The following is a 16,768-nucleotide window of genomic DNA, read 5'->3' as shown; positions in this document are numbered from 1 at the left end:
GGAACTCCGGCGGGTGGGCAGCAGGCATCTCACGGACTCCTTCCGAGACGATCATCGCCTCAAAGTTGGTGTCCGGAAAACCGGGTCAGGCTCCCGTTGCCTAGATATTAGGTCGCAAAGTCTGGCCCTGATTGTGTGACAGGCCACGATGAGTCGGCACCTGAACCAATCGATCGGCACCTTCCGCCGTTTCCGATTGAGGAGGGACTCTCGCCAGCGCGTCTCGCTACCATTAGCCCTCAAGTTTTCCGAGGTTGCCGACGGCCGGTCGTCAGCGGCCGAGGCTCGCGTCCATGATGCCGACCCCGACGAACCAAACCACAGCCGAGAGGGCCGCCCCCGCGAGCGGAACCCACCAGGCGACCTTGCGGCGGGCGAGGCGGATGATCGTCCACACCACCGCCGCGATGAAGACAATGGGAGGCGCAGCGAGGGCGATCAGCCAGCCGGCGGACATGAGGCCGGTGTTGCACCGGTCGCCGAAGCACCCGTCCGACATCATGACGAGGAAGAGCGACATGAACGCGAGCACCGCGAAGCCGAGGATGCCGGCGACCATGAGGATCACGGAGACGATCACGTCAGCGACGCGGCCACCGGACCCAGATGCGTTCGGGCCGAGTGTCTGAGAACCCGGAGTCACAGACGAAGAAGAGTCGGGCGGCGGTGTCGACATGGGGGAAGTATCGCATCCTCCTCGCCGCCGGATCGGCGGATCAGCGTGAGGCGCGCAGCGCCCGACGGATCAACGTGACCTGAAGCGGCAGCCGCGCCAGCGACACGGCGAACGCGGCCCATGCCTTCGGCGTGCGCCGGCGCGCGGCCCGGCGGCCGAGGTCGATGCTCATCTGCATGTTCGCGGGCCAGACGCCGGCCAGCACTACCGCGCTCGCTCGCCCGGCGGCGGCCCGGGTCGAGGGCACAACCAACCCCACCGCGCACGCTAGCTCCGCGATTCCCGACGCGATCACGAGCGGCCGGTCCCACCGGCGCAGCGCGCGCGGGATGATCGGTGTGAACACGCCGGGTCGCAGGAGGTGGATGATGCCCGACACCGCGAACGGCACCATCACGATCCAGGGAACGGTGGCGGCGGGCTTCTTCGCGCGACGGGTCATCCCGCCATTCTCCCCGGCGCGCCGCCGCCCGGGGCCGCCACGCGAACACCTCCGGTGACAGCATGGGCAGATGCTCTCCCCGCAATCCCTGAGCGAGCCCGACCGGCGCCTCGTCGCCGCGTGGGCCGCGGACTGCGCCGAACGCGTGCTCCCTCTCTTCGAACGCGAGGCTCCCGACGACGATCGCCCGCGTGACGCCATCGCGAGAGCCCGCGCCTACGCCCGAGGCGAGCTCGACTCGGCGGGCGAGATCCGCCGCCGGTTCGTCGCGGGCCGCGCCGCCGCCTCGGTCACCTCACCCGCCGCGATCGCGGCGGCCCGGTCGGCGGCGCAGGCCTCGGGCGTCGCGCACATGGGCGCGCACGCCCTGGGCGCCGCCGCCTACGCCGTGAAGGCCGTCAGCACCGCCCGGCCCGACGACGTGGATGCCGAGATCGAGTGGCAAGTCGAGCAGATGACACCGGCGGTCCGCGCCGCCCTCCGTCAGCTTCCACCGGTCGGCGAGGATGCCGCGGGTCCGTTCGTCGCCGGCGGATTGCTGGCCCGCGGCATCCTGGGATTGACCATCCGCACGCTGCAGACACGGATCGCATCCCGGGCTTGACCCTCACGCGACGTCAGGCTCGATCGTGGTCTCATGACCGACCTTCCCGACGCTTTCGACATCAGCCCCGTCCCTGCCCCGGGACCCGACGCCGTCGCCCCGCCTCTGTTTCGCGGCATCTACGGCATGCCCATGTTCGTGACGATTCCGACGGCGGATCTCGCGGCATCCATCGGCTTCTGGACCCGCGGCCTGGGCTTCTTCGAGCTGTTCGGCATTCCGGGGCAGATGTCGCACCTGCGCCGCTGGGCGTTCCAGGACGTGCTCCTCGTCGCCGGTGCGCCTGCCGATACCGCCCCGGCCGCGAGCGTGAGCTTCGCGTGCGTGCTCGACCAGATCGATCCGATCGCCGAGGCCCTCCGCGCCTGCGGCGTCGACGCCCAACCGCGTGACACGATGTGGAACACCCGCGACATCGAGGTCATCACCCCCGAGAACACCCGCGTGATCTTCACCGCGGCCAAGGTGTTCGACCCCGACAGCGTCGAGGGCCGCACCCTCCGCGCGGTCGGCATCGGCGCCGACGACAATGAGTCCCATGTCTGACGACGGTCTGCCCGTGGGCGAGACGGCCGCGCGCCTCGGCCTCACCGTGCGGACGCTCCACCATTGGGACGAGATCGGCCTCGCGAGCCCCGCCGCACGCTCGCGCGCCGGCTACCGGCTGTACACGGATGCCGACCTCGAACGCCTCCGGCGCATCATCGTGTACCGCGAGCTCGGGCTCGACCTCGACGCGATCCGGGCCATCCTCGATGAGCCGGGGGGCGATGTCGCCGACCAACTGCGGGTGCAGCGGGCGCAGCTCGCGCAGCGGATCGCCCAGCTGAACGACCTCGATGACGACCTCGCGCGCATGATCGAGGCGCAGGAGCGCGGCATCCTGCTCTCCGACGACGAGCAGCGCGAGATCTTCGGCGCCGACTGGAACACCGACTGGCCCGCGCAGGCACGCGACGCTTACGGGCAGTCGACGCAGTGGCAGCAGTACGCCGAGCGTGCGGCGGCGCGCTCGGCCGGCGACTGGGCGGCGGTGACCGAGGCGATGGCCGCGTTCGAGGCGGAGCTCGGTGCCGCGGTCGACGACGGAGCGACGCCGGGGGATGCCGTGTCGAACGGCCTCGTCGAGCGACACCGCACCCTGTTGTCGCAGTTCTTCCCGATCACCCGGCAGATGCAGGTGTGCCTCGGGCGGATGTACGTCGCCGACCCGCGTTTCTCGGCGCACTACGACGCCGTGCGGCCGGGGCTTGCCGTGTGGCTGAGCCGGGCGATCGACGAGAGTGCGCGCGCCGCGGGCATCGACCCCGACACCGCCACGTGGGAGTGAGAGCTCTGAAAGGGTGCGCCGACGGCCCAGCGACCAGCTACCGGCGAAGCTCCGCGATGCATGCCCAATCGTCCAGGGAGCGGCCTTGTGAAATGGCCTCGTCGAGGACGTCGCGGAGAACCTCTCCGAACGGGAGCGATGCTCCCACGTTCGCGGCCGCGTCCAGGGCGAGGTGCAGATCCTTGCGTCCGAGCACCGTGGTGAATCCCGCGGGCCGATAGCGACGCTCGGCGATGAGGTCTCCGTAGGCGGAGTACACCGGCCCGGGAAACAATGTGCTCGTGAGGAGTTCGACGACGGGGGCCGGGTCGATGCCGGCGCGTTCGGAGACGGCGATCGTCTCACCGAGAGACTGGATCGCACTGGCGACGAGGTAGTTGCCCATCACCTTGATCGCGTTGGCTTGGGCCGGCTCCTGTCCGATGACCCATGTTCGGCTGCCGATGACATCGAAGAACGGTTGCGCAGCAGCAATATGTGCTCCCTTGCCCGCCGCGAGGATGTTCAGCGCGCCCGCTTCTGCGACGGGGACTCTGCCGAACACCGGCGCCGCCACGTAGCTGAGTCCATGGTCCGCGTGGATCCCGGCTGCCCGCGCGGCGAGTGCCGTGCTGATCGTTGCCATGTTGACGTGGACCGTTCCGGCAGCGGCGTACCGCAGCACCCCCGAGTCCAGCAGGACCTCGGTGACGGCCTCGTCGTTCGAGAGCATCGAGATGACGACGGGGGACTGGAGGGTATCCTCCACTCGAGGCGCGACACGCGCGCCGCGTGTGGCGAGCCAGCGCGCGGGTTCGGGGGAACGGTTCCAGACGGTGACGCGGTACCCCGCGTCGAGAAGGTTGCGCGCGATGGGAGTCCCCATTGCGCCCAGGCCGATGACGCTGATGTCGCTCATGCGATGACTCCTTCTTTTCGGGGACCGCCTCGTAGTGGAGACGAGGGGCGAGAGTGGTGGACTCGGCATCCGACCTTCTCCGTGCGAACCGGTTGAACTGGTTCCGATCTTAGAATCGCGACTAGACTGCTGTCGAACCGGCTCACCCGCCTCGGTGAATTCAGGCGCTGCGACGAAAGCGAGAGCACCCGTGGAGACGAGTCACCCGCAGGCCCTCTTCCGGCTGGACAACGAGACGCTCGCCTTCCGGTACACCGCGACGGTCAGCCATCGCACCGGCGATCCCCTCGAACGTCTCGACGACCCCGTGAAGCTGCGACAGTGGCTCGCTGCGAACGATCTCGACCCCGGCGTGATCCCCACCTCCGACCAGCTGGACCAGGCGCGCCAGCTGCGAGAGGCGATCTACCGGCTGGGTGCCACACTCGCCGACGGGCAACCGCCGGCTCAGCTCGATCTCGATCGTGTGAACAGTGCGGCAGCCGCGGGCACGCCGAGTCCTGTCCTCGATGCCGACGGCATGCGCTGGAGCCTGGGCAGTGAGGATCCCGTCGGTGCGGCGCTCGCCGTGCTCGCCCGCAACGCGATCGAGGTCCTCGGCTCCCCCACCCGTCAACGGATCAAAACGTGCGAAGGACCCGACTGCGCGGGCTTGTTTGTCGACACCAGTCGCGCCGGCGCTCGCCGATGGTGCTCCATGAACACCTGCGGCAACAAGAACAAGAAGGACCGCCTGCGAGCGAAGAGCTGATTCCCCACCCGCGCTCGCGACGAACGGCTCAAGCGTGAGCGAGCAATCGCCGCCCGTGGGGCATCAGCGTCCGACGCTGGTCTGCATGATGCTCACGGCGATGACCCAGACGAGGATGCCGGCGGCGGCGCCGGCAAGCGGCATCCACCAGGAGATCTTCCGGCGGGCGAGGCGGATGATCGTCCACACGATTGCGGCGCCGAAGACGAGGGGAGGTCCACCCATCGCGATCATCCACGCGACGGACAGAAGGGCCGTATTGCAGGTGCCGCTGGTGCAGGAGTCCGCCGCCATCACCAGGAACAGTGACGCGAATGCGAGCACGGCGAACCCGACGATGCCCACGAGCATCAGGGTGACGGAGACGATCACATCGGCGATGCGACCGCCGGACGTGCCGGTGGCGTGCTGAGTCGTCATGAGGGCGAGTGTCCCACAGGCCTCTTACCTCCGCGCCAGCACGCCTCCGAACGAGGCTAGTTCGATCCCGATTCGCGCATCATCCAGTACCACCAGGCGATGCTCGGCAGGGCGATTCCGACCGTAATTGCGCCGGCTGCGGGAGGCACCGCGATGCTGAGGGCGACCCCGATGATGATGAGACACGCGACGACCGCGGTCGCGAACAGATTCAGCCCGGGCTTGGTGATGGTGCGGAACCATCCGGTGCTGTGCGGCGCTTTGCTGTCGGTTGCTTCAATCATCGGCAGGGCCCTCCGCTGTACTGATCCACCCACCAGATCATGCCGGCCACCGTGTAGGTCGATGTCGCTGTGAGCTGCACGCACTGGCCGGACTTGTCGGCAACGCTGGCGTTCCACCAGATGACGCTACCGGCGAGCACGCAGACCGCGGTCATCGCGCCACATCCGACGGACGCAAGAATTCCCGCGCCTCCTGAGGCGATAGTCGAGGTCTCGGCGCGGTTGAAACGAACTCGGTGCTGGAACCAGTTCGGTTGGTCGAATGTGGGGTCCGCGACAACGGGATAGTGCGTTCCCGCACGCCCATGCTCGACGACCTGGGTCAGAGTGCTCCCGGAAACTTCGTAGTGCGTGGGGACCGCTGCTCCTGTCGCGTCCACGGCCCAGGGCGCTTGCACGTCCCCAACGATGCGGTCGACTTGCGTTTCTGATCCGTCCTTTGGGTTCGTGACCGTGTCCTGCACATACGCGGTCGCGCCCCCATCAGGCTTGAGCTCGACCGTCACCCCAGCGCCAAGGTCGTAGTCGTAGCGTGTGGGCTGTGCCGAGCTGTCGATCACAACGCTCACGCGGAGCTTGTTGTCAGCGGCGAGGACGTTCACTGCGGGAGTGTGCGCATCGCCCGCGTACGTGACAGATCCATCGTTTGCGATCTGTCCTTCAGAGAGATTCTGCGCGCCGGGCAGATCGACCTTCAGAAGCTCGTGCCCGTCTGCGGATGTGACGCTCACACCGTCCACCGGGGCGTCAGAAAGGGTCACGTTCGCACCGTTCTGCAAAGACGAGACGGCGGCTTTGTCAGCGCGCGTCGTGTCGGCGGTACCGAGGCTAGTCGGGGCAGCGTCCGCCACCACAGCCGCCACCTCGTCTGGCGTAGAAGCGCTGTCATCTGCATGTGCGGGCGCGGCGAGGCCAATCACGACCAGCGACACGACGGAGGCAAGAACGCCGATTTCCAGTTTCTTCATGTTTCGGACGCTATCGAGTCAGCAGTGCCCCGCACCTCCGACTTTCAGATACTTCGCCTTCCTCCGGTCGAGCCCGCCGGTCGGAGGTGGCTCACCGAATTGGGCATCCCGGCGTGTGTCGTTCGTCCGCCTCGGGCGGATTCCACACGTGTCTAGCTCTCCGCGAGGGCATGCCCGTCGATGACATGCCCGACGCATCCGGGATCGCGGCTGGGTGCGCTCGTTACTGCGTCGCGACGCGAATCGCGTACATCGCGATGACTGTGGTCACGACCACCAGCACGATCCCGCCGACAGGCGCCCACCAGCTCGGGCGGATGCCGCGCGCCACCACGATCACCACACTCACCAGCGCCGCGACGACAGACACGACCAGCGCCGCGCGAGACGCCACGGTCACGAGAGTGAAATCGCATCGGTATCCGCAGCCGTCGATGCTCAACGTCTGCATCACCACCATCCCGTACGCGATGAACGAGACGATCACCTGCAGCACGATGAGCCCCGCCGACCGCAGCGGCTCCGCGGCGCCCATCACACCCCCGCGTCCACGAGCACCGCGCGAGCGGCGCGCTCGCCCGACGCCAGCGCACCCTGGATCGACGCCGCATCGCGGTGGTCGCCCGCGACGTACACCCGGTCAGCCACGCGCGGCTGGCGGGGTGCGCGCAGCGGCGACGGCTGTGTGGGCAGCGCATCGGGGATGTCGTCGCGGCGCTGCAGCTGCCAGTCCGTGACCTCGGCATCCCAGAGCTCGGTGAGGTGCCGACGCACCTCGTCCTCGCTGGCGGTCGCAACGCCCCGCGGCAGCAGGCAGGTCGCCTCGATCAGGTGACGGCCCGCCGGTGCGTACGACGGCGCGGTGTGGGAGATCACTGCCGTGTTCACGACCGGTCCGCGGCGGCCGCCGCCGCGTCCGTCCACGCGCAGCAGAGCGGATGCCGAGGGCGCGTGCGTCGCCGCGAACCACCACGTCTGCAGTCCGTTGGTCGCCGGTCGCGGCACCGGCGTCAGCTCTGCCACCGCCTCCGGCCCGACAGCCACCACGACCCGCCCGGCGCGAAGGGCCTCGCCACCCGCGACACCGACCTCGACGATCGGGCCGTCCCTCTCCACGCGCTCCGCCCGCGCCCCGAGCCGGATCTCCGCTCCCGCGGCACGCGCCCGCGCGGCCAGCTGCGCCGGCACCGCCGCGATGCCCTGCGCGGGAAGCCCCGGCCGCCCCAGCGCGAAGTACCGCACCAACTCCTGCACGAATGCGTTCGAGGTCACCCCCTCGGCCTCGGCGACGACACCGGCGAGGAACGGCTCGAGCACGGCTGAGCGCAGCGGTCCGCGCAGGCCCGCGGCATCCCACGCCACGCGCAGCGGGCGGTCATCGCGCGCGCGGTCTGACAGTCGCCGCGTGAACGCCGGTGCGAGCCAGTGCGCGAACGCCACGGCATCCGCGGCGCTCACCAGCCCGCTGCCGAGCGTGCGCGCGATCGACGACGGATGGCGCAGCGGATGCCGCAGCGCGGCCACCCCGCGATCGGTGCGCACCTGCACGCCCACCGGGAACGATCGCAGCGCGAGGGCATCGAGATCGACACTGCGCCGGAGCGCGGGGTAGGCGGGGTTCAGCACCTGGAAGCCCCGATCGAGGCGGAAGCCGTCGACGATGTCGGTGCGCTGGCGTCCGCCGACCGCGTCCGCCGCCTCGAGCACGACGATCTCGAGACCGCGCTCCGCCAGCACCGCAGCGCACCGCAGGCCGGCAAGTCCCGCCCCGATCACCACCACGTCGTGCATCGCCGCTCCGCCTCTCGTCGTCGGACGCATCCGGGGTCCCCCGTCGCGCCGTCGCCTGCGGCCAGCATACGGAGGGCGCGGCATCCGATCTCGGGGTTGACGAGCTTTCCGAGACCGCCCTCGCCCCCCGGCGGCGTGCCTACGATGACGGAATGAAGATCCTCCTCACCGGCGCCACCGGCTACATCGGCTCGTCCGTCCTCGACGTTCTGCGCGCCCACGGTCACGACGTCGTCGCGCCGGTGCGCAGTGCACACGCCGCGCAGAAGGCCACGGCGACCGGTGCGACCGCCGTCGTCGGCGACATCACCGACGCCGCTTGGTTCACTCCGCTCCTCGAGGGAGTGGATGCCGCGATCCACACCGCCGCACCGAGTGACGGCACCGCGCCGCAGTTCGACGCTGCGGTCGCCGAAGCCGTCATCGCGGCGTTCAGCGGCACCGGCAAGCCCTACATCCACACCGGCGGCCTGTGGATCCACGGCCCGTCCGACGACCTCACCGAGCAGACCCCGTTCAACCCGCCGGCGATCGTCGCCTGGCGTGAGGGAGTGGAGTCCCGGCTCGCCGCCGCCGATCTCGCGCTCACGATCGTCGAACCCGGGATCGTCCACGGTCACGGTGCCGGCATCCCCGCCATGCTGGGCTCCGCTCCGCGCGACGCCGAGGGTCGCCTCACCGTCATCGGCGACGGCACCCCGCACTGGGCGACCGTGCACGTCGACGACCTCGCCGAGCTGTACGTGCGGGTGATCGAGAGCCCCGAGCCGGTCGGACGGGTGCTCGGCCTCAGCGGTCACAACGCGACGGTCACCGAGCTCGGCGAAGCGGTCGCCGGCGGTCCGGTCGTTCCGGAGGGTGTCGAGGCATCGCGTGCACGTCTGGGCGCACCGTTCGCCGACGCCCTCATGCTCGACCAGCAGGGAAGCGGTGCGAAAGCGCGCGCGCTCGGCTGGACGCCGACCCGCCCCTCGCTGCTCGAGGAGATCCGCGCGGGCGCGTACGGCTCGGCCGCGCAGGGCTGATCAGGTCACTCGCGGTCGGCGCCGCACCTCTGTCGCCGCGGAGCGCTCCGGTCTACGCTCGCCGCATGTGCCGAAACATCCGGGTGCTCCACAACTTCGAACCTCCCACCACCGACGACGAAGTCCGCGAAGCGGCCCTGCAGTTCGTCCGCAAAGTGAGCGGCTCGACGCACGAGAAGCGGATGGAGCGCGAAGTGCGCATCCGCACAGCGTCGTGACGCGGATGCCGCACCGGCGCGGCATCCGTCGCCATCCGGCGACTTCTCAGCTTCACGTCGCCGTGCTGCCCTACTGTGGCAGCAGTCCAGGGGGAGTACTCCGACACGGACGGCTCGTCAATACGGTCGCATCGCGGCCCGGGCCGACCGGTCCCGTGAGGGATGGGGGAGACTCTGGCGTCGACCTCGTCACGCCATTCTTCGGGAGACCCCTGTGAACATCACCCCGCTCGTGTGGATCATCACGATCGCCGTCACCATCGCCTTCTTCGTGTGGGAGTTCTTCGCGCACGTGCGCAAGCCCCACGAGCCGACCGTCGGTGAATCCGCGCGCTGGTCGGCGTTCTACATCGGCCTCGCGGTGCTGTTCGGCGTCGGCGTCGGCATGGTGTCCGGCTGGAGGTACGGCGGCGAGTACTTCGCCGGCTACCTCACCGAGAAGGCGCTGTCGATCGACAACCTGTTCGTCTTCCTCATCGTGATGACGGGCTTCGCAGTGCCGAAGATGTACCAGCAGAAGGTGCTGATGATCGGCATCGTCATCGCGCTGATCATGCGCGGTGCGTTCATCGCGGTCGGGGCGGCACTGATCGAGAACTTCTCCTGGGTGTTCTACCTCTTCGGCGCCCTGCTGCTGTTCCTCGCGTACCGACAGGCGTTCGCGCACGGCGAGTCCAACCCCGCCGACGGCTGGTTCATGCGCCTCGTGCGCCGCGTGCTGCCGGTCAGCGACGAGTACGACGGCGACCGGCTCACGGTGAAGAAGGACGGTCGCCGCTTCGTCACCCCCATGCTCCTCGTCATCGTCGCGATCGGCTTCATCGACCTCGTCTTCGCCGTCGACTCGATTCCCGCGATCTACGGGCTCACCGAGGAGGCCTACCTCGTCTTCACGGCGAACGCCTTCGCACTGATGGGTCTGCGCCAGCTCTACTTCCTCATCGGCGGTCTGCTCGAGCGCCTCGTGTACCTTGCCCAGGGACTCGCCGTGATCCTCGCGTTCATCGGCGTGAAGCTGCTCATCCACGCGCTCCACAAGAACGAGCTCCCGTTCATCAACGGCGGCGAGCATGTGACGTTCATTCCCGAGATCCCCATCTGGCTGTCGCTGCTGTTCATCGCGGCCACCGTCGCCGTCGCGACGATCGCGAGCCTCCTGAAGACGCGGAAGGATGCCCGGGGCGACGCCCTGCCCGTCGCGCGCCACGACTCCCGTTGAGGGGCGCCGTCGCGCCCTGATCGCACGCGCGGCAGGCCGCGGGGGCGCGTCCGCCCGTCCGGCTCTAGGCTGGTGAGCGTTCAGGAGGGGATGTCGACGTGGATGCTGTAGTACTCGTCTCTGGCGCCGCTGCGGTCACGCCCTACACCAGCGCCGACAGTGCCGCCGGGCAGGGCCTCGCGGCCGGCAACACGCTCACGGCTCTGCGGGCGCACCTGCTCGAGCGTCATGCCGCGGTGTTCACCGCCCCGGCGCGCATCGGTGATGGCGAGGTGTCCGAAGACACGGGGTGGCAAGGCTTCGCCGACGTTCCCGAGGTGCTGCCCGCCGCGGTCACGATCAACGCCGTGGGCGACATCGACGCCGCCGGACGCAAGCTGGCCGCCTTTCTGCGGTGGCTGGCCGTCGACCACGGCGCGACGTCCGTCTCGCTCGTCGCGCATTCGATGGGCGGGCTGTTCTGCCGGGCCGCCCTGCGTGAACTCGGCTCCGATACTCCGGCCGTCTCCCGCCTGATCACCCTCGGTACGCCGTGGCACGGGGCTCTGCTCGGCGACGTGCTCACCGGAGAGGTCACGGCCGACGACGCCCAGGGCGACGCGGCCACCCTCCGCATCCTCGGGGCGTCGCCGGCGTACGCCGCGGAGAACTCGCAGGGTGCCGCCGCCGAGGTTTCGGCTCGCTACCTCAGCGAATGGAATGCGACGCAGACGGGCGTGCTCGATGACGTGCCTGTCACGGTGATCGGCGGCGCGCACTTCGCCGCGCACAGTGAGCCGGATCGGCTCTGGCCGCACGACGGCCTGGTGTCGCTCCGCAGTGCGCTCGCCACCGATGTGCCCGCGGCTGTTCTTCCCCGGGTGGAGCGTCACACCGTCGCCGGCGACGTGCACAGCATCTTCTTCGCGAACGGCCTCGACCTGCCGTGGGAACGGGCTCTCACGTGGGATCCCGCCGTGTTCGAGATCGTCGATGCGGCCCTCACCGCCTGAGCCGCACGACCGGCATCCGTCTGCGAGCATGAGCGAGTGACCACGAGCCCGGCATCTTCGGAGGTGCGCGTGCGCCCGGCATCCGTCCACGACGCCCGGGGCATTGCCGAGGTTCATGTCCAGGCCTGGCGCGAGGCGTACGTACGACAGCTTCCGGCGGAGACGCTTGCGGGGCTGCGGGTCGAGCCGCGCGTCGAGCGGTGGGCATCGATCATCGTCGGCGACGGCACCGACGTCGCCGTCGCCGAGGTCGACGGTCGCATCGTCGGCTGGGCCACAGCCGGCGAGGGGCGCGACCATGATCACCCGACCTCGCGGGAGCTGGAAGGCATCTACGTGCTGGCGGAGCACCACGCCACCGGCGCCGGGCAGCTGCTGCTGGACGCGGCGATCGGGGCCGGTGACGCGTACCTCTGGATGATGGACGACAATCCTCGAGCCGAGGCGTTCTACCGGCGCAACGGCTTCGTCCGCGACGGCATCGAACGTGATCAGGTCATGGCCGGGCATCCGATCCACATCGTGCGGATGGTGCGGCACGGCGACGTGCGGCAGTGGGCCGCGGTGAAGGATGCCGAGACGGCGCTGCTCGATGCTGACGTGCGCCGCGACACCGCGCGGGTCGACGACCTGCTGCACCCTGCGTTCGTCGAGATCGGCCGCTCCGGCATGCTGTGGACGCGCGAGCAGATCGTCGCGGCGCTCGCCGAAGAGAGTGCGCAGCTTCGCGTCACGCCGCAGACCGACGCGTGGGAGTTCCGGCGGCCGTCGCCCGGGCTGGTGCTGGTCACCTATCGCCTCACCACGCCGTCGCGGGTCAGTCGGCATTCATCGCTGTGGGACGTCGCCGGCACCTCGCCACGGCTGCGCTTCCACCAGGGCACGGTCGTGCCACCGGCATCCGCTCACTAACGCGCAAGCGCCTCTCGCGACTCGTCGTCCATCCATCCGGCATCCGCACAGCCCACGAAAGGGGCCTGCCGAACTCACCTCACGCCTTGAAGAGGCCCCAGGTGAACACGTAGAGCAGTCCCACCAGGATCAGCGCTGCCAGCGCGGCCCCGGCAGCCGCCCTCAGCGTGAGTCCCAGACGCCCGCGGAACACCACGAGGAGCCCGCCGCCACTGATCGTCAGCACGGCGCCGATCACGGGGAGCGCGTTACCCCACGCCCATCGTGCTCGTTCCTGGTCGGTCGGGCCGTAGACGGGCAACTCGCCGCCCATCCCGGATACGAGGGCGGCGCCCACCACGATGCAGGCCGCCCCCGCCGCGTACAGCAGGCCGAGGAGAATTGCCTCACCGCGCATTCTGGGGGGCATGCGCGGTGAGGCGAGTCGGGCGCGTCGCATATTGGGGGAGGACGGCACCCGAAGAGACCATGATATTCGCTCAATCATTTTTGAGCAAATAGTCGGATCGCGTGTCGATGGCGTCGTCTCTCACGATGCCGTCACTCGGGGGGCGAAACGTGCCAGGCGGCCGCGGAGCTCACCGACGGTTCGATCGAATGCCGCCGTCGTGGCTACCAGAGCCGGGTCCGGGATCGACCAGTGTGCGTCGTCGCGACCGGCTAGTCGCTCATGAGCGCGGTCACAGACGCTGATGAGAAAGTCGCCGTTCTCGTAGACCGCGTCCAGGCTCTTCGGGTGGGCCCCGGGGGAAAGCGCGAAACCGTGGCGGCGTGCCGCGGAGACCGCGGCCTTGTTGACCGCGGGTCCTGGGTCCGTGCCCGCGGAGATGGCGGGCACATCGCTGACCAATGGCCACAGCGCCTCGGCGAGCTGAGAGCGTGCGGAGTTGGCCGTGCAGACGAAGATGACTCTCCCCGAGACGCGGACCGGCGCCGGCTGCATGGACTCGAACACCTCGGGAACGAACCGCAGGTACGCGCGCCGCCTATCCCCCTCCGAGCGTATCCGCTGGACGATGCCGCGCTCCTCGAGGACGCGCACGTGGAAGGCGACCAGATTCGAGGCCATTCCCAACCTCGACGAGATCTCGCCGGGCGAGAGGTCGCCGACGGTCAGAAGGTCGACCACTCGCAGTCGACTCGGGTCGGCGAGAGCGGCGAATGCTTCCGATCGCCGATGAAGGTCCGACATTAGCCTCCTCCCTGGATCGCGGAACAAGCCCTGCTGCTTCGCCGAATCGCCTCACCAGTCTTTGAGCGACCGCTGAGGTGACCGTCCCACCGCCTTGGCAAAGCTAACACCTTCGTGGGTGCGATTCTCGGAAGGACGCATATGGGCATCGGAAGCGGTATTGCTCTGTTCGTGATCGGGGCGATCTTGGCCTCCGCCCGCTACCGCCTCCTCGAGCGCATCGGAGCGGGCGGGATGGGGCATGTGTACCGCGCGCGCGATGACCTCACTCGACCCGGCGATGACGATTCTGGGCGCCATCATGCTCGCCTGCGCAGCGAGCGCCCCGGCCGCCGAGACGGGGTGGCAGGCGCAGGCGGCTGCCCCTTATGCGCGACTGTCTGGCGACTCGAGGCCGAACAGTACGGATGCCGCGCGTCGTATGTGCGCTTCGGTGAGGTCTGCGGCGCGGGCCGGATCTCCCTCGTCGATGGCTTCATAGATCGCGCGGTGCTCGCGCCGCAGGCGCTGCGCCTCGTCGGGCCACTCCTCGGTGCGTTCGGCGGCGCGCAGGATCGGCACCTTCATGGCGCTGCGGATCGCCGCGGTCAGCGCGGCCGAGAGGGCGCTGCCCGAGGCCTCCGCGATCGCAAGGTGGAACTGCGTGTCGGCCTCGTTGAACGAGTCGCGGGAGGAGTGTGGCTGATCCATGCGATCCAGCGCGTCGATCATCCGCGACCGCGCCGTGTCGTCGAGCCGGCGGGACGCCGATGCCGCGCTGGCGCGCTCGAGCACGACGCGCGCATCGGTCACGTCCTGGATCGTGAAGTTCGACAGCGCGACGTGCAGGCGGAGGAAGCGGGTGAGCGCATCGCGCGGCAGGGCCGCCACGAATGTGCCGGCGGTGGCGCCCGCTCCGGGCTGGGAGCGCAGTACGCCCTGTGCCTCGAGCACACGGACCGCTTCGCGCACACCCGCCCGGCTGACCTCCAGGCTCGTCGAGAGCTCCCGCTCGGGGGGCAGCGCGTCACCGACCTGCAGGGCACCGGACAGGATCCGGTCCTCGATCGCCTCGATCACGAGCTCGTGGGCGCGCGCCTTCTTGACCGGCTGCCACAGGGAATCGGGTGCGTTCTCCGCCATCGGATCCGCGCCACCTCTCTCGAATCTCTTGACAGCCTAGCGGTCAGTCACATAGATTGCGCTAGCGGTCAGACCTCTAAAAGGTCCGCATCCGCACCCCGGTCACTCGGCCCTTCGCACAACGGCGTACGAAAAGAGACAGAGATGTACACACCCGAACTCGCCCCGGTCGGCGGGAGCCTCGCGCTCTCCGCTCTCGTGGCCAGCCTCCCGTTCCTCACGGTGTTCCTCGCGCTCGGCGTGCTGCGCTGGAAGGCGCACTGGGCGGGACTGACCGGACTCGCGGTCGCCGTCCTGGTCGCGGTGCTCGGTTTCCGGATGCCGATCGACCTCGCACTCCTCGCATCCACGCAGGGTTTCGTCTTCGGGCTGTTCCCGATCATGTGGATCGTGCTCAATGCGATCTGGCTCTATGAGCTGACGGTGCGCAGCGGCCGCTTCGAGGACCTCCGGCGCGTGATCAACGCCCTCTCCGACGATCCGCGCATCCAAGCCGTCATCATCGCGTTCGGCTTCGGCGGACTGCTCGAAGCGCTCGCCGGCTTCGGCGCACCGGTCGCCATCACGGGCGTCATGCTCATGGCCGCCGGCTTCTCGCCGATGCGTGCGGCCGTCATCGTGCTGCTGGCCAACACCGCGCCCGTCGCGTTCGGCGCGGTCGGCACGCCCATCGTCACCGCCGGGGCCCTCACGGGCATCGACTACCGGCACATCGGCGCCATCGTCGGCCACCAGACACCCCTGATCGCGGTCTTCGTCCCGCTCATCATCGTGCTGCTCGCCGACGGGTGGCGCGGCATCCGCGAGACCTGGCCCGCGACGGTCGTGTTCGGTGTCGTGTTCGCGATCGCCCAGTGGGTCAGCGCGACGTGGATCTCGGTGGAGCTCACCGACATCGTCGCCTCGCTCGCCGGCATCCTCGCAGCCGTCATCCTCCTGCGCTTCTGGCAGCCGCGCGGCACCGAGGCCGCCCGTGAGCGTCTGCTCACCAACGCCGCCGTCGACCTGCTCGCCAGCGAGAAGGCGGCCACCGGCAGCATCCGCACCCGTCGGGCCGGGTCGCGCGCGGCCCGTGCCGGGTCGGCCACGGGCTCGTCCTCGGCATCCGCGTCGACGCGCACCGCCACCGGCCCCGTTGCGACCACCGGCGCCGTCCCGGTATCGGACGTCCCGCTCGACGCGCGGACGGTCTTCCTCGCGACCTTCCCGTACCTGCTCGTCATCGTCGTCTTCTCGCTCGCCAAGCTCGTCCCCGACCTCAAGGCGGCCCTCGGCGCGACCGACGTGAAGATCCCCTGGCCGGGCCTGAACGGCCACATCCTCACCTCGAGCGGTGCCGCATCCGGCGCCACCGTCTACACCCTTCCGTGGCTGTCGTCGGCAGGCAGCCTGCTGGTGATCTGCGGCGTCGTCGTGGCGCTCGTCTACCGCCTGCCGCTGCGCGAGGCCGCCCGCACCTGGGTCCAGACGCTCGTCAAGCTGCGCTTCTCGCTGCTCACGGTCGGATCGGTGCTGGCCCTTGCCTACCTCATGAACATCTCCGGACAGACGCTGACGATCGGCGCGTTCATCGCCGGCACTGGAGCCCTGTTCGCCTTCCTCTCGCCGATCCTCGGCTGGTTCGGCACGGCGGTCACCGGTTCGGACACGAGCGCCAACGCGCTGTTCGCCACGCTGCAGCAGAGCGCCGCGCTCAAGGCCGGCCTCGACCCGGCGCTGCTCGTCGCGGCCAACACCTCCGGCGGTGTCATCGGCAAGATGATCAGCCCGCAGAACCTCGCCATCGCCGCCACCGCCGTGGGCCTGGTCGGCCAAGAGTCGGCGATCCTCCGCCGCGTCATCTGGTGGAGCGTCGGCATGCTCGCCGCCATGTGTCTGCTCGTCGGTCTGCAGTCCTCCGTCCTCTCGTGGATGCTGCCCTGAT

General features: G+C 69.4%; 21 protein-coding genes. 10 read left to right on the top strand and 11 right to left on the bottom strand.

Annotation, left to right across the window (positions count from 1 at the left end; all coding sequences use genetic code 11):
• Positions 1–271 precede the first annotated feature (271 nt).
• Both DEU37_RS12115 and DEU37_RS12110 read right to left on the bottom strand, forming a co-directional pair.
• Positions 272–676 (bottom strand): DUF6264 family protein, encoded by a 405-nt coding sequence (locus DEU37_RS12115; RefSeq protein ID WP_259457277.1) that lies wholly within the window; start codon positions 674–676, stop codon positions 272–274.
• A 40-nt stretch (positions 677–716) separates the two neighbouring features.
• Positions 717–1,118, bottom strand: a complete 402-nt coding sequence (locus DEU37_RS12110) for a DoxX family protein (RefSeq protein WP_121190908.1) — start codon at positions 1,116–1,118, stop codon at positions 717–719.
• A 70-nt stretch (positions 1,119–1,188) separates the two neighbouring features.
• On the opposite strand from DEU37_RS12110, the gene DEU37_RS12105 reads away from it, so the two are divergent.
• The 3 genes from DEU37_RS12105 to DEU37_RS12095 are packed head-to-tail and all read left to right on the top strand — an operon-like array spanning position 1,189 to position 3,052.
• On the top strand, positions 1,189–1,722 hold the full coding sequence (locus tag DEU37_RS12105; RefSeq protein ID WP_121190907.1) for a putative immunity protein: 534 nt from the start codon (positions 1,189–1,191) through the stop codon (positions 1,720–1,722).
• A 33-nt stretch (positions 1,723–1,755) separates the two neighbouring features.
• Complete coding sequence (locus DEU37_RS12100) at positions 1,756–2,268, top strand: VOC family protein (protein WP_121190906.1); 513 nt, start codon at positions 1,756–1,758, stop codon at positions 2,266–2,268.
• A complete protein-coding gene (locus DEU37_RS12095; RefSeq protein WP_121190905.1) occupies positions 2,261–3,052 on the top strand; it encodes a MerR family transcriptional regulator in 792 nt (263 codons plus the stop codon). Before DEU37_RS12100 ends, DEU37_RS12095 begins: the two co-directional genes overlap by 8 nt.
• A gap of 37 nt (positions 3,053–3,089) precedes the next feature.
• Here DEU37_RS12095 and DEU37_RS12090 read toward each other — a convergent pair whose 3' ends face one another.
• The gene (locus DEU37_RS12090; RefSeq protein ID WP_396652200.1) at positions 3,090–4,019 is read right to left on the bottom strand and encodes an NAD(P)-dependent oxidoreductase; all 930 of its coding nucleotides are present in this window, start codon (positions 4,017–4,019) and stop codon (positions 3,090–3,092) included.
• Positions 4,020–4,140: 121 nt separating this feature from the next.
• Between DEU37_RS12090 and DEU37_RS12085 the strand changes: the two genes are divergently transcribed.
• A complete protein-coding gene (locus DEU37_RS12085; protein ID WP_121190903.1) occupies positions 4,141–4,701 on the top strand; it encodes an ABATE domain-containing protein in 561 nt (186 codons plus the stop codon).
• 63 nt (positions 4,702–4,764) lie between these two features.
• On the opposite strand, the gene DEU37_RS12080 is transcribed toward DEU37_RS12085, so the two are convergent.
• From DEU37_RS12080 to DEU37_RS12060, 5 genes are all read right to left on the bottom strand, one after another.
• Positions 4,765–5,121, bottom strand: a complete 357-nt coding sequence (locus DEU37_RS12080; protein WP_121190902.1) for a DUF6264 family protein — start codon at positions 5,119–5,121, stop codon at positions 4,765–4,767.
• Between the two features lie 56 nt (positions 5,122–5,177).
• Positions 5,178–5,405, bottom strand: coding sequence for a hypothetical protein (locus tag DEU37_RS12075; RefSeq protein WP_121190901.1), 228 nt, complete (start codon positions 5,403–5,405; stop codon positions 5,178–5,180).
• Positions 5,402–6,373: a hypothetical protein gene (locus tag DEU37_RS12070; RefSeq protein WP_121190900.1), complete on the bottom strand. Its 972-nt coding sequence runs from the start codon at positions 6,371–6,373 to the stop codon at positions 5,402–5,404. The genes DEU37_RS12075 and DEU37_RS12070 overlap by 4 nt, the downstream gene beginning before the upstream one ends.
• 223 nt (positions 6,374–6,596) lie before the next feature.
• Entirely contained in the window at positions 6,597–6,908 is a 312-nt protein-coding gene (locus DEU37_RS12065; RefSeq protein WP_121190899.1) for a hypothetical protein, read from the bottom strand.
• Positions 6,908–8,164 carry an NAD(P)/FAD-dependent oxidoreductase gene (locus DEU37_RS12060; RefSeq protein WP_121190898.1) on the bottom strand — a complete coding sequence of 419 codons (1,257 nt, stop codon included), beginning with the start codon at positions 8,162–8,164 and terminating at the stop codon, positions 6,908–6,910. Before DEU37_RS12060 ends, DEU37_RS12065 begins: the two co-directional genes overlap by 1 nt.
• A gap of 152 nt (positions 8,165–8,316) precedes the next feature.
• Between DEU37_RS12060 and DEU37_RS12055 the strand changes: the two genes are divergently transcribed.
• The 5 genes from DEU37_RS12055 (at position 8,317) to DEU37_RS12035 (ending at position 12,530) form a co-directional block, all read left to right on the top strand.
• Positions 8,317–9,189 (top strand): NAD-dependent epimerase/dehydratase family protein, encoded by an 873-nt coding sequence (locus tag DEU37_RS12055; protein ID WP_121190897.1) that lies wholly within the window; start codon positions 8,317–8,319, stop codon positions 9,187–9,189.
• Between the two features lie 65 nt (positions 9,190–9,254).
• The gene (locus DEU37_RS12050; protein ID WP_121190896.1) at positions 9,255–9,407 is read left to right on the top strand and encodes a DUF2277 domain-containing protein; all 153 of its coding nucleotides are present in this window, start codon (positions 9,255–9,257) and stop codon (positions 9,405–9,407) included.
• Between the two features lie 214 nt (positions 9,408–9,621).
• Entirely contained in the window at positions 9,622–10,626 is a 1,005-nt protein-coding gene (locus DEU37_RS12045; RefSeq protein WP_121190895.1) for a TerC/Alx family metal homeostasis membrane protein, read from the top strand.
• Between the two features lie 98 nt (positions 10,627–10,724).
• The gene (locus tag DEU37_RS12040) at positions 10,725–11,618 is read left to right on the top strand and encodes a lipase/acyltransferase domain-containing protein (protein ID WP_121190894.1); all 894 of its coding nucleotides are present in this window, start codon (positions 10,725–10,727) and stop codon (positions 11,616–11,618) included.
• Positions 11,619–11,654: 36 nt separating this feature from the next.
• Entirely contained in the window at positions 11,655–12,530 is an 876-nt protein-coding gene (locus DEU37_RS12035; RefSeq protein ID WP_121190893.1) for a GNAT family N-acetyltransferase, read from the top strand.
• A gap of 79 nt (positions 12,531–12,609) precedes the next feature.
• Here DEU37_RS12035 and DEU37_RS12025 read toward each other — a convergent pair whose 3' ends face one another.
• From DEU37_RS12025 to DEU37_RS12015, 3 genes are all read right to left on the bottom strand, one after another.
• On the bottom strand, positions 12,610–12,939 hold the full coding sequence (locus DEU37_RS12025; RefSeq protein ID WP_121190892.1) for a hypothetical protein: 330 nt from the start codon (positions 12,937–12,939) through the stop codon (positions 12,610–12,612).
• Between the two features lie 120 nt (positions 12,940–13,059).
• On the bottom strand, positions 13,060–13,722 hold the full coding sequence (locus DEU37_RS12020; protein ID WP_121190891.1) for a helix-turn-helix domain-containing protein: 663 nt from the start codon (positions 13,720–13,722) through the stop codon (positions 13,060–13,062).
• Between the two features lie 366 nt (positions 13,723–14,088).
• Positions 14,089–14,844, bottom strand: coding sequence for a FadR/GntR family transcriptional regulator (locus DEU37_RS12015; RefSeq protein ID WP_121190890.1), 756 nt, complete (start codon positions 14,842–14,844; stop codon positions 14,089–14,091).
• Between the two features lie 144 nt (positions 14,845–14,988).
• Here DEU37_RS12015 and DEU37_RS12010 point away from each other — a divergent pair, with 144 nt between their 5' ends.
• Positions 14,989–16,767, top strand: a complete 1,779-nt coding sequence (locus DEU37_RS12010) for an L-lactate permease (protein ID WP_121190889.1) — start codon at positions 14,989–14,991, stop codon at positions 16,765–16,767.
• The last annotated feature ends 1 nt before the right edge of the window (position 16,768 follow it).

It is taken from the genome of Microbacterium sp. AG790, from assembly GCF_003634765.1.
Classification (GTDB): Bacteria; Actinomycetota; Actinomycetes; order Actinomycetales; family Microbacteriaceae; genus Microbacterium.
The sequence above is the reverse complement of the archived record's forward strand: the minus strand, read 5'-3'. Positions and strand labels throughout refer to the sequence as shown.

What these genes read in the sequence shown, in the direction of transcription:
- DEU37_RS12090 (WP_396652200.1), bottom strand. Translation starts at nt 4,019, where the DNA reads ATGCCGAGTCCACCACTCTCGCCCCTCGTCTCCACTACGAGGCGGTCC.
- DEU37_RS12115 (WP_259457277.1), bottom strand. Translation starts at nt 676, where the DNA reads ATGTCGACACCGCCGCCCGACTCTTCTTCGTCTGTGACTCCGGGTTCT.
- DEU37_RS12105 (WP_121190907.1), top strand. Translation starts at nt 1,189, where the DNA reads ATGCTCTCCCCGCAATCCCTGAGCGAGCCCGACCGGCGCCTCGTCGCC.
- DEU37_RS12020 (WP_121190891.1), bottom strand. Translation starts at nt 13,722, where the DNA reads ATGTCGGACCTTCATCGGCGATCGGAAGCATTCGCCGCTCTCGCCGAC.
- DEU37_RS12100 (WP_121190906.1), top strand. Translation starts at nt 1,756, where the DNA reads ATGACCGACCTTCCCGACGCTTTCGACATCAGCCCCGTCCCTGCCCCG.
- DEU37_RS12025 (WP_121190892.1), bottom strand. Translation starts at nt 12,939, where the DNA reads ATGCCCCCCAGAATGCGCGGTGAGGCAATTCTCCTCGGCCTGCTGTAC.
- DEU37_RS12065 (WP_121190899.1), bottom strand. Translation starts at nt 6,908, where the DNA reads ATGGGCGCCGCGGAGCCGCTGCGGTCGGCGGGGCTCATCGTGCTGCAG.
- DEU37_RS12110 (WP_121190908.1), bottom strand. Translation starts at nt 1,118, where the DNA reads ATGACCCGTCGCGCGAAGAAGCCCGCCGCCACCGTTCCCTGGATCGTG.
- DEU37_RS12095 (WP_121190905.1), top strand. Translation starts at nt 2,261, where the DNA reads ATGTCTGACGACGGTCTGCCCGTGGGCGAGACGGCCGCGCGCCTCGGC.
- DEU37_RS12050 (WP_121190896.1), top strand. Translation starts at nt 9,255, where the DNA reads ATGTGCCGAAACATCCGGGTGCTCCACAACTTCGAACCTCCCACCACC.
- DEU37_RS12060 (WP_121190898.1), bottom strand. Translation starts at nt 8,164, where the DNA reads ATGCACGACGTGGTGGTGATCGGGGCGGGACTTGCCGGCCTGCGGTGC.
- DEU37_RS12075 (WP_121190901.1), bottom strand. Translation starts at nt 5,405, where the DNA reads ATGATTGAAGCAACCGACAGCAAAGCGCCGCACAGCACCGGATGGTTC.
- DEU37_RS12015 (WP_121190890.1), bottom strand. Translation starts at nt 14,844, where the DNA reads ATGGCGGAGAACGCACCCGATTCCCTGTGGCAGCCGGTCAAGAAGGCG.
- DEU37_RS12055 (WP_121190897.1), top strand. Translation starts at nt 8,317, where the DNA reads ATGAAGATCCTCCTCACCGGCGCCACCGGCTACATCGGCTCGTCCGTC.
- DEU37_RS12010 (WP_121190889.1), top strand. Translation starts at nt 14,989, where the DNA reads ATGTACACACCCGAACTCGCCCCGGTCGGCGGGAGCCTCGCGCTCTCC.
- DEU37_RS12080 (WP_121190902.1), bottom strand. Translation starts at nt 5,121, where the DNA reads ATGACGACTCAGCACGCCACCGGCACGTCCGGCGGTCGCATCGCCGAT.
- DEU37_RS12070 (WP_121190900.1), bottom strand. Translation starts at nt 6,373, where the DNA reads ATGAAGAAACTGGAAATCGGCGTTCTTGCCTCCGTCGTGTCGCTGGTC.